The sequence below is a fragment of the Psychrobacter proteolyticus genome, from assembly GCF_038155145.1.
Classification (GTDB): Bacteria; Pseudomonadota; Gammaproteobacteria; order Pseudomonadales; family Moraxellaceae; genus Psychrobacter; species Psychrobacter proteolyticus_B.
In genome coordinates, this window is the sequence record NZ_JBAKAY010000010.1 from 43,473 (window position 1) to 59,656 (window position 16,184).

The 16,184-nt window shown below is 44.3% G+C and carries 13 protein-coding genes; 6 read left to right on the forward strand and 7 right to left on the reverse strand.

The genetic code is table 11. The annotated features are described in order from the left end of the window. Nucleotides 1–13: 13 nt before the first annotated feature. The gene (fadB, locus tag V6252_RS12180) at nucleotides 14–2,173 is read right to left on the reverse strand and encodes a fatty acid oxidation complex subunit alpha FadB (RefSeq protein WP_341610609.1); all 2,160 of its coding nucleotides are present in this window, start codon (nucleotides 2,171–2,173) and stop codon (nucleotides 14–16) included. 865 nt (nucleotides 2,174–3,038) lie between these two features. Between fadB and V6252_RS12185 the strand changes: the two genes are divergently transcribed. The 4 genes from V6252_RS12185 to V6252_RS12200 all read left to right on the forward strand — a co-directional run bounded on the left by V6252_RS12185 (nucleotide 3,039) and on the right by V6252_RS12200 (nucleotide 6,816). After that, on the forward strand, nucleotides 3,039–4,115 hold the full coding sequence (locus V6252_RS12185) for a polyprenyl synthetase family protein (protein WP_341610610.1): 1,077 nt from the start codon (nucleotides 3,039–3,041) through the stop codon (nucleotides 4,113–4,115). Between the two features lie 71 nt (nucleotides 4,116–4,186). Next, complete coding sequence (locus V6252_RS12190; RefSeq protein WP_341610611.1) at nucleotides 4,187–5,005, forward strand: DUF72 domain-containing protein; 819 nt, start codon at nucleotides 4,187–4,189, stop codon at nucleotides 5,003–5,005. 18 nt (nucleotides 5,006–5,023) lie between these two features. Next, nucleotides 5,024–6,052, forward strand: a complete 1,029-nt coding sequence (locus tag V6252_RS12195) for a hypothetical protein (RefSeq protein WP_201579836.1) — start codon at nucleotides 5,024–5,026, stop codon at nucleotides 6,050–6,052. 23 nt (nucleotides 6,053–6,075) lie between these two features. Beyond that, a complete protein-coding gene (locus V6252_RS12200) occupies nucleotides 6,076–6,816 on the forward strand; it encodes an SDR family oxidoreductase (RefSeq protein ID WP_341610612.1) in 741 nt (246 codons plus the stop codon). Nucleotides 6,817–6,944: 128 nt separating this feature from the next. Here V6252_RS12200 and V6252_RS12205 read toward each other — a convergent pair whose 3' ends face one another. Then, nucleotides 6,945–7,574 (reverse strand): superoxide dismutase, encoded by a 630-nt coding sequence (locus V6252_RS12205; RefSeq protein ID WP_101205324.1) that lies wholly within the window; start codon nucleotides 7,572–7,574, stop codon nucleotides 6,945–6,947. A gap of 552 nt (nucleotides 7,575–8,126) precedes the next feature. Here V6252_RS12205 and rdgB point away from each other — a divergent pair. Both rdgB and tig read left to right on the forward strand, forming a co-directional pair. Continuing rightward, nucleotides 8,127–8,780 (forward strand): RdgB/HAM1 family non-canonical purine NTP pyrophosphatase, encoded by a 654-nt coding sequence (rdgB, locus tag V6252_RS12210; protein ID WP_341610613.1) that lies wholly within the window; start codon nucleotides 8,127–8,129, stop codon nucleotides 8,778–8,780. 524 nt (nucleotides 8,781–9,304) lie between these two features. Then, entirely contained in the window at nucleotides 9,305–10,648 is a 1,344-nt protein-coding gene (gene tig / locus V6252_RS12215; RefSeq protein ID WP_102091742.1) for a trigger factor, read from the forward strand. Nucleotides 10,649–10,846: 198 nt separating this feature from the next. On the opposite strand, the gene V6252_RS12220 is transcribed toward tig, so the two are convergent. From V6252_RS12220 to ureC, 5 genes are all read right to left on the reverse strand, one after another. Further along, on the reverse strand, nucleotides 10,847–11,599 hold the full coding sequence (locus V6252_RS12220) for a HupE/UreJ family protein (RefSeq protein ID WP_341610614.1): 753 nt from the start codon (nucleotides 11,597–11,599) through the stop codon (nucleotides 10,847–10,849). Nucleotides 11,600–11,649: 50 nt separating this feature from the next. Further along, on the reverse strand, nucleotides 11,650–12,339 hold the full coding sequence (gene ureG, locus V6252_RS12225) for an urease accessory protein UreG (protein ID WP_341610615.1): 690 nt from the start codon (nucleotides 12,337–12,339) through the stop codon (nucleotides 11,650–11,652). A gap of 57 nt (nucleotides 12,340–12,396) precedes the next feature. Continuing rightward, nucleotides 12,397–13,191 carry an urease accessory protein UreF gene (locus V6252_RS12230; RefSeq protein ID WP_341610616.1) on the reverse strand — a complete coding sequence of 265 codons (795 nt, stop codon included), beginning with the start codon at nucleotides 13,189–13,191 and terminating at the stop codon, nucleotides 12,397–12,399. Beyond that, complete coding sequence (gene ureE / locus V6252_RS12235) at nucleotides 13,181–13,819, reverse strand: urease accessory protein UreE (RefSeq protein ID WP_341610617.1); 639 nt, start codon at nucleotides 13,817–13,819, stop codon at nucleotides 13,181–13,183. The genes V6252_RS12230 and ureE overlap by 11 nt, the downstream gene beginning before the upstream one ends. A gap of 161 nt (nucleotides 13,820–13,980) precedes the next feature. Further along, nucleotides 13,981–16,170, reverse strand: a complete 2,190-nt coding sequence (gene ureC, locus V6252_RS12240; protein WP_341610618.1) for an urease subunit alpha — start codon at nucleotides 16,168–16,170, stop codon at nucleotides 13,981–13,983. Between the last annotated feature and the right edge of the window lie 14 nt (nucleotides 16,171–16,184).

The following is a 16,184-nucleotide window of genomic DNA, read 5'->3' on the forward strand; positions in this document are numbered from 1 at the left end:
TAATGACTGACTATTACGCTGTTGCGTAAAAAGTCTCGCCTGCGGCTGCCATGTCGCGAATCTTTTGTGGCGCTTCATAAGCTTTGCCAAGATGTGCGTATTTTTCACATAGTGCCAAGTAGTTATCTAGACCCATTTGGTCGACATAACGGCATGGGCCACCACGGAATGGAGGGAAACCTACGCCCATAATCATCGCCATGTCGGCCTCGCTTGGTGTGCTTACGATGTTGTCTTCTAGGCAGCGAACGGTTTCGTTGCAGAAGGCAATCATAGTGCGATCAATGATTGCTTGATCGTCAAACGTTTGCTTTTCGCTGTCAGTCGTGGCTTTTAGCAACTCGTAAGTGGCTTCATCAGCAACTTTCTTTGGCTTGCCGCGCTTGTCCATTTCGTACTTATAGAAACCGATACCGTTTTTCTGACCTAGACGCTCATTGTCATATAGATGCTGGATAGCACCTTTATAATCAGGCTTCATGCGATCAGGGAAACCATCAGCCATCACTGCTGCGCCATGTACACCTGTATCTAGACCGACCACGTCGATTAGGTATGCAGGGCCCATTGGCCAGCCGAATTTTTCCATAACTTTATCGACATGAGCAAAGTCAGCACCTTGCTTAAGTAGCAAGTCAAACGCGCCAAAGTACGGGAACAATACACGGTTTACCAAGAAACCCGGGCAGTCGTTAACTACTACTGGCACTTTACCCATTTTAGAAGCGAGGGCAACCGTAGTCGCGATAGCTTCTTCAGATGATTTCTCACCGCGGATAACTTCGACCAATGGCATACGATGTACTGGGTTAAAGAAATGCATACCAACGAAGTTTTCTGGACGCTCAAGCGCTTCTGCTAGGAACGTAATAGAGATAGTCGAGGTGTTTGACGCTAGGATACAGTCGTCTTTTACTAGACCTTCTACTTCTTTTAGTACCGCACGCTTCACGTTTGGATTTTCTACGACCGCTTCGATAACGATATCAGTCTCAGCAAAATCACCATAGTTCAAAGTAGGACGGATACGGCTTAACGTTTCACCCATTTTTGCTGGGGTCATCTTGCCGCGTTCTACCATTTTGCCAAGCAATTTGCTCGCTTCACCCATACCAAGGTCTAATTGCTCAGACTTGATATCTTTCATGATGATTGGCAAGCCTTTGCTGGCTGCTTGATAAGCAATACCGCCACCCATGATACCAGCGCCTAGTACAGCGGCTTCGCTGATGTCGTGTGCTTGCTTGCTGTGTTTTTTGGCCAGTTTTTTGACTAGCTGATCATTTAAGAATAGACCAACCAAGCTCTCTGCTTGTGGGGTTTTAGCCGCTTTAGCAAAACCAGCCGCTTCTACTTCGATTGCTTTGTCACGTGGTAGGTTAACGTGTTTTTCAATAGCTTCGATTGCTAGCGCTGGTGCTGGGTATTGCTTAGGATTGGCTTTAGCAAAAATAGCACCTTTGGCACTGTTGAATGCCATTGCTTGCTCAAGCTGGTTTAGCTTAACTGGAGCCAGTTTTTCTTCACGTTTTGCTTTCCAATCAAGCTCACCTGAGATACATTTTTTGACTAGGTCAATTGCGGCATCTTGCAAGTCGTCAGCAGGTACAGTCGCATCAACCAAGCCTAGCTTCAATGCTGCCAATGCTTTCTTTGGGCTACCAGTCGCGATCAGCTCAAGTGCGTTATCGATACCGATGATACGCGTACTACGAACTGTACCGCCGAAACCTGGGAAGATACCTAGCTGAGTTTCTGGCAAACCGATGATCGCTTTGTCACTCATGACACGGTATTCACAAACCAAAGTCATTTCACAACCGCCGCCCATTGCCGCGCCATTGATAGCCGCAACTTTCGGGAATGGCAGGTCTTCAAAACGATTGAAAGCGTCATTAACATGAACGACCCAATCTTTGATCTCGCTTTCTGATTTTTTGAAAGAACCGACGAATTCTGTGATATCAGCACCAGCGATAAACACGCCTTTGGCTGAAGTAACGATAAGACCTTTTACGTTGTCGGCTTTTTCTAACGCACTAACTGCTTCACCAAACTGTTTGTTGGTTTCGGCATCAAATTTGTTCACGCTCTCATTTTCGGCGTTGTACTGCATGTTGGCGATGCCATCCTCTAGCATTGTCACCGTGATGCGATTTCCTTGGTATACCATTTGAAACTCCTTTCTATATAACGAAAGCTACGTTTTGAATTAAAATAAATAGCCAGTTACTGTTAGTAAAATGGGTAATAGCACTGTGCGCTTGTCATGTTATAAAGACAAACATATAACCAGCTCACAAGTGAAGATGTCTTTATTATCCAGCGTTCATCATGATGCACGTATTTTGCGTCTCTTGCATGACATCATATGACGCTTCATTTATATACTGCTGTTGCAGGTACTGATGTTCAAAATATTGACTGAGACTTGGTCTAACACTCGGTATCGACGATTGAACATCCTGAGAAAAAACCCAGTAGGGTCACCATCAGACCATTTTCACGTCAATTAGTGTAGGGGATTATGCCCCTAACTGTCACAAGCTAATACCATACTCGCAAGTCACTCTTAAATCACTTGCAGGCATTTACCTTACGCTAAAAGTGTTTTAGTGAATAAATGTATACTGAATTGTTAATTTAGATTTATTTCGTGTTGCTGACTTCATGCATGCCATTTCTGAATGGCAGTCCGTTAGCGCTACTTAATAAATGCTACTTGGTCAGTGCTAGCTATTCAGTGTCAGCATTCAGTACCACTTTTCTACTATAATAAAATTAACGTGCCAGCCTAGCTTGCTCTTTTATCAGAACATATTCAACCAGAGAGTGACATCATCCATCGGTAACGAAATCTTGTCGTTATATTGCAGCTAAGATTGCTCTATTTTCGAATAGACTTCGGTAGAAAAATGCAAAAAACAATCAATTGATACCGTGTGTCACATAAGCGATATGACTGATCATGCTACACTAATAGCGTTTTTATCTTATCCCTAATAAGTTTTACTGTATCCCTGATAAATGGTTGGATTATGACTGTTTCCCTTACTTCTAGCACTACCTCTACTGGCTTCATCCCTTCTAACGTTGTCTCTTTTCAAAGCACTGAGCAGTTTCATGGTGCTGTACGCGAGCAATTGGCGCAAGATATCGAGGTCTTGTTTGCTTATGCCAAGCTCCCTAGCCCACTGGTAGATGCCTGCCGTTATGTGATGACGGGTCAAGGCAAACTGGTACGTCCACTGATGGTTGCTAGCGCTTTTGCCAGCATTAATAGCAGTAATAATGAACGTACAGATGAACATAATGATGATATCGACACTCTCGATGCTGATTTAGACACACTACTAGAAAACGACTCAGACTACGATATGTCGCGCCGTGCTGCATTGGCAGTAGAGCTACTACATACCTATTCGTTGGTACATGATGATTTGCCCTGTATGGATGATGATGAGCTGCGCCGTGGTCAGCCGACGGCTCATATCGCCTTTGACGAAGCGACGGCTCTGCTGGCAGGAGATGTATTGCAGACACTAGCGTTTGAAGTATTGACCGCGGAGATGCCAACTTTTGCGCCATTCAATGCAAATATCGCAAGTCAGCTTATGGCAATATTTGCGCCGCGCGCCAGACGGATGGTGTCAGGTCAAATGCTAGACCTCAATGCCGAAGCCAGTACCAATATCGCGCAGGATGATTTAGAAGCTATCCACCGTGATAAGACAGGGGCGTTGATTGAAGCGGCAATGCTCATGGGCGGCGTCTGTGCTGGTGCGACGGCCCCACAGCGCATGGCATTGCAAGAGTGCGCGCAATATATCGGTCTGGCGTTTCAAGTCCAAGATGATGTACTAGATGTCACAATGACGACTGATACACTTGGTAAGCCTGCAGGTAGCGATGAAAAACTAGACAAATCTACCTATGTAAAACTAATGGGTGTCGATGACGCGACCAGCTATGCGCAATCACTGTTTAATGACGGACGTGCAGCCATTTCTCATGAACTACATAGTCGTGAGCTTAGCGACAATGAAGATGCCATTGGCACAGATAGCGATGCACTACTGGCACTGATTGAATGGCTCTGGTCGCGCAAAAAGTAGCTTGTCAAATAGCAGTCGAAAGCAGATATCGTAGTAAATTCCATTACCCAAAACGGCAGTGAGTGGTCAACATGGACAGTTCCCCTACCCCGCGCATTTACCTCGGCACTGGTGGCTATAGCGATACCGATTTGCTCGGCACACTGTATCCCACCGGCACCAAAAAAACCGATTTCTTACGTGAATACGCCAAGCAATACGGCGCAGTAGAAATCAATAGTACATTCTATGCGCCCATCGGACAGAAAGCCTTTGCTGGGATGGTTGATAAAGCTTATGTACAGGCGGACAGTCAGTTGAAGTTCGCCGTCAAACTGCACCAAGACTTTACTCATGCACGTAAAGGCACTGCTGAGCACGCACAAGCATTTCTAAATGCCTTATCTCCACTTATCGAAGCAAATGCTTTAGCGCCATTATTACTCCAGTTCCCACACGGCTTTGACCGTACCCGTGAGCATCGTCTCTACCTGGCTAATCTCGTCAGTTGGTTTCAAGACTATCCACTCGCCATTGAGTTTCGTCATAACGGCTGGCACACGCCGCAAGTGGTCGATAGCTTTCAGCAGCAAGGTCTCATTTGGTGTAGCGTCGATTATCCCAAGGTTAGCGGATTACCGCCGTCACGATTGATATTCACTGAACGCACTGGCTATCTTCGGATGCACGGTAATAATCTAAATTGGTGGGATGCGATGAGTGCGGCTGATCGTCATGACTATCGCTATAGTGAAGCTGAGATGCAGGACTGGGCACAAGCGATTGCTAATCAGCGTCAGCACTTTGATACGCTCTATATCTTCTTTCAAAACACCACCAAAGCACATGCTTATTATAATATTGCTATGTTACGTGAAGCGTTGAGTAAGTTTGAGTTTGAGGTGTTGTAACTAAGAGAGTAACCAATCATGCAAAAGTATCAAGAAACAACGAACGACATCGTATCAGCTATCAAGCAGTTCACTCGCTCGATCGATTCTAGCAACGATTATAGAGGAGATATGTCCTCACTGATTCAAGTAACTTCAAATCTGAAGTTGATAAATTTAGATTATTGGGAGCGGCTCATTCGTAGCGAACTTGATACCAATTTGCACTTTGCTACTCGTTCAAAATGGCAGCTTTGGTTTAAACCAAACGTGAAATTAACTTGGTTAGGTATCGTTAATGGAGATGGATATAAGCGAGAAAAGAGTTTACTCGCGCTATCAGGTGGCGCACCAAATGCTTTCTTTTTTGCTTTAGTTGTGCGCAGGTTAAATGACTGGGTACCACAAGTTCGTAAAGCTGCAATTAAGATACTTCCGTCATTGCTCAGAAGTACGAAACCTGAATACGTTGCTGAAGTACTGTGCATGCTTCTACTTAATTGGCATTCGTGGGGCAAAATTGAAGAAGCTGACAATCAAATGTTTTTAGATATGATTGCCACAGAGGAAATGGCCCTACTGCTTAAATCTCATTTAATATCCTCTACATCAGGACCAATGCCATCGTTACTTTCACAAATTGGTCGTACAGATATTCTCGATAACTATCTCGACGAAGTTGCTAGCGATGCTGTCCAACCTTACGTTAGATCAAAAGCGTATCGCAGCCTATTTGAAAGTCGTATGACGTGGGTTAAAGGACGAGAATGGCAATGGATTGATAAAGCATATGGTAAAAGAAAGCTGATACCCATTATTGCTGAAAGGAAAATTGACGTGCAACCGCCTTTTCTGGAACTATTAAATAGAGCAGCTACTGATCGCTCTCCTATTGTAAGACAAGTTTCAGCAGAATTTCTTATAAGAAATATTGAGAAACTAGGCATTCAATCTAGAATTTTTGCAGAAAAATTTGCAGCTGACAAATCTGCTAACGTAGCAGAGCAAGGTAAATTTATCCTAAGAAAGCTGGATGAAAAAGCTTTAGACAATAATATAAATAATTAATCAAACCAAAAAGGCTAGTACCCATGACAACACTAAATAATAAAGTCGCGATTGTAACTGGTTCATCAAAAGGCATCGGTGCACAGATAGCTATATTACTTGCGGCAGCAGGTGCCAAAACAATTATTAACTATGCAAATGATGACGCAGCAGCCAATGATATCGTAAGCCAAATCAAATCGGCGGGCGGTGAAGCCATCGCCGTGCAAGCAGATGTCAGTAATGCCAAGCAAGTCGAAGCGATGTTTGATGCCACTATTGATGCGTTTGGTAAGCCAGATATCTTGGTAAATAGCGCAGGTGTGATTATCTGCAAGCCTATCGCAGAGACGACCGATGAAGATTTTGACCGTATATTTGCTATCAATGTAAAAGGCACGTTTAATACATTGCGTGAGGCAGCGACTAAACTTAATGATGGTGGCCGTATCGTCAATCTCTCAAGCACGACCACTCGCATGATGCTCCCCACTTATGGCACCTATTGCGCGACCAAAGGTGCGGTAGATCAGCTAACCAGAATCTTCTCTAAAGAAGTTGGCGCGCGAGGAATTACGGTCAATGCAGTGTCACCCGGCCCTACCGATACAGAGCTGTTCCATGAAGGAAAAGCAGATGACACGGTAGAGAGACTTGCTAGCATGTCACCGTTTAACCGTATCGGTGAACCAGTCGATATCGCTCGTGTAGTGGCGTTTTTGGTCAGTGAAGAAGCGGCTTGGGTTACTGGACAAAATATCGGCGCAAACGGTGGTATCGCCTAATAGCGATGCTCTATCAAAAATATGTTTTAATCAAATATCGAAATAGAAAGCTATATAGAAAGTTATTACACAAAAAAAGGACACCTCGCGGTGTCCCTTTTTTCAATCAAATACTTAGTCGTTAAAGATTACTCTTCAACGCCAGCATCTTGACCTTTATATTTTGCATTTGCGTAGTCCCAGTTCACTAGCTTGTCTAGGAACGTATCAACATAGTCAGGACGACGGTTACGGTAATCTACATAGTACGCGTGTTCCCATACATCACAAGTCAATACCGCTACTTGGTCATGTGCAAGTGGGGTGTCAGCGTTAGCTGTTTTAGCGATTGACAGTTTGCCACCGACTTTATCAGCGACTAGCCATGCCCAACCCGAACCAAACTGAGTCAATGCTGCGTTTTTGAACTCTTCACGGAATTTATCGTAGCTACCGAAATCTTCTTCGATTTTTGCTTTTAGATCGCCAGTAGGTTCGCCGCCGCCGTTCGTTGGCGTCATGCAGTTCCAGTAGAACGTGTGGTTCCATACTTGAGCTGCTTGGTTGAACATACCTTGCTTGCTGTCATCTTTAGCAGTCGCTACGATGATTTCTGGCAATGTTTTGTCTTCTAGACCAGAACCTGGCAACATGTCTTTTAGCTTGTTTACATAAGCAGCATGATGCTTGTCATGATGATACTCTAGCGTTTCGGCACTGATATGTGGCTCTAGTGCGTCTTTTGCATATGGTAGGTCTGGTAAAGTAATGTTTGACATAATTATTTTATCCTTGCTGTTTAGCCGTTAGTTTATAAAAACTTGCTTATAGAAACTGAATTTTACGCTATTTTTACACCGCAAAAAACACTATAAAATAGCGGACTAAATTGGCTGAGTTTATTGTTTGAAATGAACTTTATCGCTTGATACACGGTACTGCTCAATACAATATCACGTATCATTATGAATCCAAAATTAACCTAGCAGTTACTTATTGCTATTATTCTTTGCTTAAAAGCCAAGTGTCTGACTTTATAGACTTTTATTAACTTAATATTCACAAGCTATAAGATATAATTCACTGTAGCTTGGTATCTATTATAGCAATAATGACCAATAATATCAGTTACCAAATGTTATAGCCCGTACAATCTGTATAGCGATTGGTTATTTATTAAGCGGTAGCTGCGCTCACTCCAAACTCATGCGTTATCATTATTAGCATAACTACTTCAATCGACAAATAATTTATCGATTAGTACTGTAGAAGATAAATAAAGCCCACTCGAATAATAATTTTTCATCATTTTCATATAACGGACTGACTCTATGAGCACCACTGATAACTCGTTAACTGCTACCCTTCCGACATCTGGCAACCAATGGGTACTGGCCAGTAACAATAAAGGCAAATTGGCTGAGTTTAAACGGCTATTTGCCGAAGCGAACTTGGACGTGACGATTGTCCCGCAAGGTCAGCTTGATATTGAAGACGCCATCGAGGATGGTCTAAGCTTTGTAGAAAACGCCATTATCAAAGCCCGTCATGCGAGCCGTCTCAGTGGACTGCCTGCTATCGCTGATGATTCAGGACTGTGCGTGCCTGCACTAGGTAATGCGCCAGGTATCTACTCTGCTCGCTACGCTGGTGAGCACGGCAACGATAGTAAAAATAATGCCAAGCTCGTCGCTGACTTGCAACCTATCCGCGCAGCGAGTCCAGATGCTCCGATCAAAGGTATGTTCGTTTGCGTACTGGCAATGGTACGTCATGCTGATGATCCGTTACCGATTGTCGCCCAAGGATTATGGCATGGCGAAATCTTGGATACGCCACATGGTGACGGCGGTTTTGGCTATGATCCATTGTTTTGGTTACCTGACTTGCAAGCCAGTGCGGCTAGTCTGAACGCTGCTGATAAAAACAGCATCAGTCATCGTGGTAAGGCCATTCAGCAGCTATTGGCGCAGCTACCTTTATAAGTACCTTATAGCTATTCTATCTATAAGCGCACTTGATACTCATAATGCGCTTGCAACCTTATCGCTGTTTCTTATCTGTTATCTCATTTATTGAATACGAATATGACTGATTTTTTATATAAAATTAAGCCATACAAGAGCAAGCAACATAAGGAAACATGCCATCAAAGAGATAATTTTTACTTTAATAAACAGATAGATTATACTGTTCTACTTTTAAAATTTTGTTGAAATCCGTTATTTGGCTGTATAATTCACCAAAAAGCGTTATTATGCGGTGCATTAACGGTTTATTATCGATATTTGATAGCATGGACAACCTCAGCAGGTTCACCTTTTAGTATCAGCGGCGATTGCTACTGGCACTGAATTTGACGTTGTGCGCTATCGCTATCCCCTATTTATTTCAACGGCAGCCCGTCGTACATGCCCGTAATTTGAGGCGCGGTCTGCCTATTACAATTTAACCCTAAGTACTATTTCATTAATCAAACGTACTACTTAATCCTAAAGGTGTAATTAACATGGCTACAGATTTACAAGTCACAACCAACAAGCTATCTAATAAAGAAACCCAGCTAACGGTTAAAGTGCCCGTTGAAAAAATTCAAAACAAAGTTGAAGGCCGTATTCGCCAAGTTGCGAAAACTGCCAAGATTGACGGTTTCCGTAAAGGTAACGTCCCTATGTCACACATCCGCTCTCAGTACGGTGCTGGCATTCAACAAGAAGTTATCAACGATGTGATCCGTGATACTGTGTTTGAAGCGATCAAATCTGAAGACATCCGCGCTGTTGGCATGCCTAACATCGACGACGTAAAACTTGAAGACGATTTCTTGGTATATCAAGCCACTGTTGAAATCTTCCCAGAAGTTGACGTACAAGGTATCGATGAGATCGAAGTTGAGCGTCACACTGCACAAGTGAGTGAAGAAGACGTTGACACCATGATCGAAAACCTACAAAAGCAACGTGAAGAATTCGTTGAGAAAAAGGGCATGGCTGCGAAAGACAACCAAGTGACTTTTGACTTTGAAGGTTCTATCGACGGCGAAAAATTCGAAGGCGGCTCTGCTGAAGACTTTAAACTAGTTATCGGTAGCAACCAAATGATTCCAGGTTTTGAAGCTGGTATCAAAGGCATGAAAGCTGGCGAAGAAAAAACTATCGACGTAACTTTCCCAGAAGATTACCAAGCTGAAAACCTAGCTGGTAAAGAAGCTCAGTTCAAAATCAACGTAAAATTGGTTGAAAAATCTAAGCTACCTGAAATCAACGAAGAGTTCCTTGAGCTATTCGGCGTAAAAGAAGGCGGCGTTGAGAAGTTGAAAGAAGACGTACGCAAAAACATGGAACGCGAAATCAAAAACGCTGCGCGTAGCCAAGTTAAGCAAGCGACTTTTGACGCATTATTAGAAAAGAACGAGTTTGATGTACCAAACGCTATGCTAGAGCAAGAAATCGAGCGTCAACGCAACATGATGATGCAACGTTTTTCTCAGCAGTTCGGCGCAAATGCTGATAGCTTCGATAAAGACATGCTGCCAAATGAGCTATTTGAAGAGCAAGCGCTACGTGCTGCCCGTCTTGGCATCATCGTTGCCCGTGTTATCGATACTAAAGGCCTAGAAGTAGATCAAGAGCGTGTAGAAACCTTCATCAAAGAAGCCGCTGAAAACTACGAAGATCCAGCAGAAGTTATCGAGTACTACACCAATGACAAGCAGCAGCGCGCTAACATTGAGTCTGTAGTACTAGAAGACCAAGTAGTAGATTACTTGATCGCACAAGGTAAAGTAACTGACAAAGAAGTTAGCTACCAAGACTTGCTAGCTGCTCAGCAACAACAGCAGCAAGCAATGTAATTGATACGGCAAGCTGTCTTTTTAGATATGCTGTAGTCGGTTATCAAAACTAAAATGCGCCCCCGACCTTTTGATCGGGGGCGCATTTTTTATGGGTTTCGTTAACTAGATAAAATCAGCCACAACTATCGACTTTACAAACATCGAACCTATAAAAGTCGAATCTATAAACATCGTACTTGTAATATAAAGCGCGTCTTACACCAAAACAGGTGCGAATACGGTGCTCAATCCTAGCAGCACTAGCCCGCGCTGTAACCACAAGCTATCACTAAAGCGTTGCTGCAACTGCTGACTAATCAGCGTACCAACTGCATATAGCGCTAGCATCGTGATCATCATCCCTACATAAAAACCTAGCTGACCGCTCATACCGACATTCGCTGGTACTTCCATTGCGTGTGCCATGCCATGAAACACTGCCAAACCACCAAAACCGAACAATGACAGCTGCTGAATACTTGGCGTGCGTGCTGTATGGGTCTGCGCAGAGAATGCCTCTTGTCTGCTTTTTTGGCTCATCAAGACCATAGCCAATACGACCACCGACAGTGATATTGCCACTTCAATTAGCCCAGATGATGCAGCAAATGCCATACCGCCAATCAGCACGCCAGCCGTGCCCAATATCGCGCCTAATGACAACCCTGCCGTCAACGACATCATGCCTAAGCGCTGCTTTTGTAGACCATAAAACAACATGCCCATGCCTACTGCCAAAAACAGATGATCAAGGCCAGTCACTGGATGCATCAGTCCTGCTTGCAACGTACCTAGAAACGATGGCGCTTGCGCGGTAGTCGAGTGAATATGCCCTGAATGCGCCTGCGCCAATGACGGTAGCATTAGTGATGTCATCATCACAGCCGAACCAGACACGATATGATGAGCTGAGAGCGCTTGTGAGAAGCGAGAGTTTTCGGTGTGAAGACCTTTTGTACACTGTGTCATGCAGTTTTTCCTTATTTTTTATATTTTAATGGTAAAAGCTCATCTACTCTTTAGGCAAGCATGCCATGTTCTTTTATAAAGGCGATAATCTCATTTAGCCCATCACCTGTTTTCATGTTGCTAAAGACAAAAGGTTTGTCGCCACGCATTTTTTTGGCATCGCGTTCCATCACTTCCAGCGAAGCACCAACCATTGGTGCAAGGTCGGTTTTATTGATAATCAACAAATCAGACTTGGTAATGCCTGGGCCACCTTTACGAGGTATCTTATCGCCTGCAGAGACATCAATGACGTACAAGGTCAAATCAGACAACTCTGGGCTAAACGTCGCGGCTAGATTGTCGCCACCTGACTCAATGATAATCAACTCCAACCCTTCAAAAGTTGCTTGTAGCTCAGCAATCGCAGTCAGATTAATAGAAGCATCTTCGCGGATAGCCGTATGCGGACAGCCGCCCGTCTCTACGCCTCGGATACGCTCAGCGGGCATGGCATCATTGCGGGTCAAAAACTCTGAATCTTCTTTGGTATAGATGTCATTGGTCACGACTGCCATATTGATCGTATCGCGCAGGTTTTGGCATAGTCTTAATGTCAAAGCGGTCTTACCACTACCAACTGGCCCACCAATACCAAGGCGTAAGCACGATAAAGTAGAAGACGGTTTCTGGCTATCGCTATCAGTCTGTACGTCTAATGCAGCGTGAGAATTTTTTGATTTGAGCGGAGTTAGAGACATATTAATTTCCTAAAACAGTGTGTATATTAATAAGTATAAATAGAAATAAAGGTACAGTTATGAGCGGAACAACCGACTGTATTGCTCCTCATGCATACTCGAGAGAATAGCCAAATTGGGCAAGTTATTAGAGATATTAAGCGATTCATAGAGGTCTTGGCATAACTGCTGACAGTCCGACTCTTCACTATTACCTACAGTATTGGCCGTGTTTGTCGACATAACTAGAGCATCAAAGACATGCTGTACATCATCGCTTAGAGCATCAACCTGAGCACCCAAATCGCTTTGTAATTGCCACAGAATACGCTGACCTGCCATCTGTCCTAGCGGCACTGTCTTGACAGCGGCGAGCACCATATTCTCTAGTTGCGCAAATCCATAGGTAGTCATCGACTGCGCTAATGGCAGCTGCCAATGCTGAGAAATATGAGCAAATAGCGGCAAAAATCCATCTTCAGGTATTTCGGCCGGTATGCCAAGACTCAATACTTCGTTGAGCCAAGATACCATCGCCTGTGCTAGCTGCTGCGACTCCAGTACAAACTCTTTACTCTCTAGGCCAGCGTGATAATCATGTGCTAAATTTGCTGCTAGCGCTTCATGACCTTGGCTGAGCGCGCGCATTATTAGCCCTAATACAGGCAGCTCGTAGCCAGCAACCGCAAGCGCTAAATAGTCTTGCATAAATGTAAGCGTACTGGCTTCATCAGAGACAACCCCTGACTCAATCGCTGACTCCACACCTTGCGAATAGGTATAGCTACCAATCGGCAAATTGCTCGATGCCAGCATCAGTAGCTGTCCAAGTTGGGCAGATTGAGCAGGCTGAGCACTGGTATCAACCATCATTCGAACGACCTACAAGCGCATCATGATGACTATGGCTATGTCCGTGGCTGTGGCTTTCATCATGGCTATGGTCATGGCTTTCCTTATGACTATGAGAGTCACTATGCGAATGTGCATGGGAGTGAGAGTGGCCATGCGCATGCCCTTGGCCCGTTTGATAAGCGCCGGTTTCAGGCTCAAATGGCACTGAGGTAGACTCGATATGTAAGCCAAGATTTTCTAACATTTGTGCCAGCACATGATCGTTTTCAAAATATAGCGCATAGCCTCTATTACCCTGATCAAAACTGTGGTCAAACATCAATGGCACATGACGATTGCCCAAATGATAAGCGCCTTTCATTAGTAGAAAGTCATTGTCAGCAGTCACTTTGGTCACAGCTTGTGGCTTAGCGATCACTTGCATCAGCTCACCTGACGCATTGATAAGGACATCATCTCCTTTTAAGACGCCTGTACGAGGCAAGTCAACACCAACCGCCTCGCCTGAAACAGTAATGGCTCTAAAGCGGGAATGCTGACGAGTATCAAAATCTAATAGCAGGTAATCTTCGGCTTGATACTGTTCTGCCAATTGTGCTTTTTGGATATCGCTAAGCGTACTTAAACGGGTATTAAATATTTTCATTATTGTTCTCTGGCTGTTGTTGCTCAAACTATTGTCAATAGTAGTGATGGTAAAAATGTTGGGAATAAAGATACGATCTCATTCAAGAAACCAACTGACTATTGGCATACATGGTTTATGGATCACTGTCCTAGAGCTCCTATAAACGTGCATCATAAGCTCTAAAATAGAAAATAACGCTGTGCCATAGGTAGTACATCAGCTGGCTCACAGGTGAGTGTTTTACCATCAGCGCGTACTTCATAGGTCTCAGGATTGATGTCCATATCTGGACAGTAGCTGTTAAAGCGCATATCGCTTTTACGAATTTTACGGATACCGTGTACTGGCTGAATGACTTTGGTCAATCCAAGCTGTTTATCTACTTGTTTGTCGATCGCCGCTTGCGACATAAAGGTAATGCTAGTTTGGGCGACTGATTTTGGATATGTAGCAAACATAGGACGATAATGCACAGGCTGAGGTGTGGGAATAGAGGCATTAATATCGCCCATCGGTACCGCAGCGATAAGCCCGCCTTTGATGATGCACTCAGGTTTTACCCCGAAAAACTTGGGCGACCATAGCACCATATCTGCCCATTTTCCCACTTCGATTGAGCCGACCATATCGCTAATACCGTGAGTAATCGCAGGGTTTATTGTATATTTTGCGATATAACGTTTGATACGGAAGTTATCGTTGTCCGCGCTTTGGTCATAGTCTGTCAAAGTGATGTACTGTTGCTCATCTTCAATGGTCGCTGTTGCATCTGGTGCTAGATGGCCACGTTGCACTTTCATTTTGTGCGCGGTTTGCCAAGTACGAATGACCACTTCACCCACCCGTCCCATCGCTTGCGAATCACTACTCATCATCGAAATTGCGCCCAAATCATGCAAGATATCTTCTGCAGCGATGGTTTCTTGACGAATACGGCTTTCAGCAAAGGCCACGTCTTCAGCAATAGCAGGACTCAGGTGATGACAAACCATCAGCATATCGAGATGCTCATCAATGGTATTTACAGTGTATGGGCGCGTTGGGTTAGTCGAAGATGGCAAAACATGCGACTCTCCAATAGCCTTTAGAATATCGGGCGCATGGCCACCGCCTGCCCCTTCAGTATGAAAAGTATGGATACAGCGGTCTTTAAAAGCAGCGAGCGTACTTTCGAGATAGCCGCTTTCATTTAAAGTATCGGTATGAATGGCCACTTGCACATCATAATCGTCAGCGACACTCAAACAGTTATCAATAGCTTGCGGCGTTGTACCCCAATCTTCATGTAGCTTTAGCCCCACGGCACCTGCTTCGATTTGTTCAGCAATGGGCTCTGGTACACTTACATTACCTTTACCCAGTAGTCCAATATTCATAGGGATGCTATCAGTAGACTTTAGCATTGAGGAAATATGATACGCCCCTGGTGTACAAGTAGTAGCGAGCGTACCTTGAGCTGGCCCTGTGCCGCCGCCCAGCATCGTAGTTACCCCTGACATAAGCGCCGTCTCACACTGCTGGGGCGCGATAAAATGAATATGACTATCGACGCCACCTGCTGTCAGGATTTTGCCTTCGCCAGAGATGATTTCGGTAGCACCGCCAATAGGAATATCGATGGCAGGCTGGATATCAGGATTGCCCGCTTTGCCAATGGCACTGATACGACCATCTTTGATACCGATATCCGCTTTATAGATGCCTGTATAGTCAACGACTAATGCATTTGTAATAACTGTATCAGCAACTTCCGCGCCTAGTAATTGTCCTTGTCCCATACCATCACGGATGACTTTACCACCGCCAAATTTGACTTCTTCACCTTTGATTTCGACGGATTCTCTGCTACTTCCAACATTTTGCGACGTATCTGCTTGATTAACAGCAATATCTTTATGACTGGTTAAATCTGCTTCAACCTGTAGCCAAAGCTCGGTATCAGCAAGACGGACTTTATCGCCTGTTGTAGGGCCAAAATGCTCAGCATAAATACGACGACTGACTCGCTTTTGCGAAGTAGTGGTTGCCTTTTTATCAGTGACGCTCTCTGATGTTTTGTCTGGATGAGCTGCGCCCATAACGCGTCCCGCAAAACCATATACATCTTGCTTACCAGCATATGCTACCAATTCGACTTCCCGCGATTGGCCAGGCTCAAAACGTACAGCGGTCCCAGAAATAATATTGAGACGAAAACCCCGAGTCTGCTCTCTCTCAAAACTCAAGGCATCATTGACTTCATAAAAGTGATAATGCGAGCCAATTTGGATAGGTCTATCACCAGTATTACTGACACTGATGGTCTGTACCTGTCGCCCTTGGTTTAAGATAATATCGCCATCTTGGATATGGTATTCGCCTGCTTGCATGGTAGCCGCCTTAT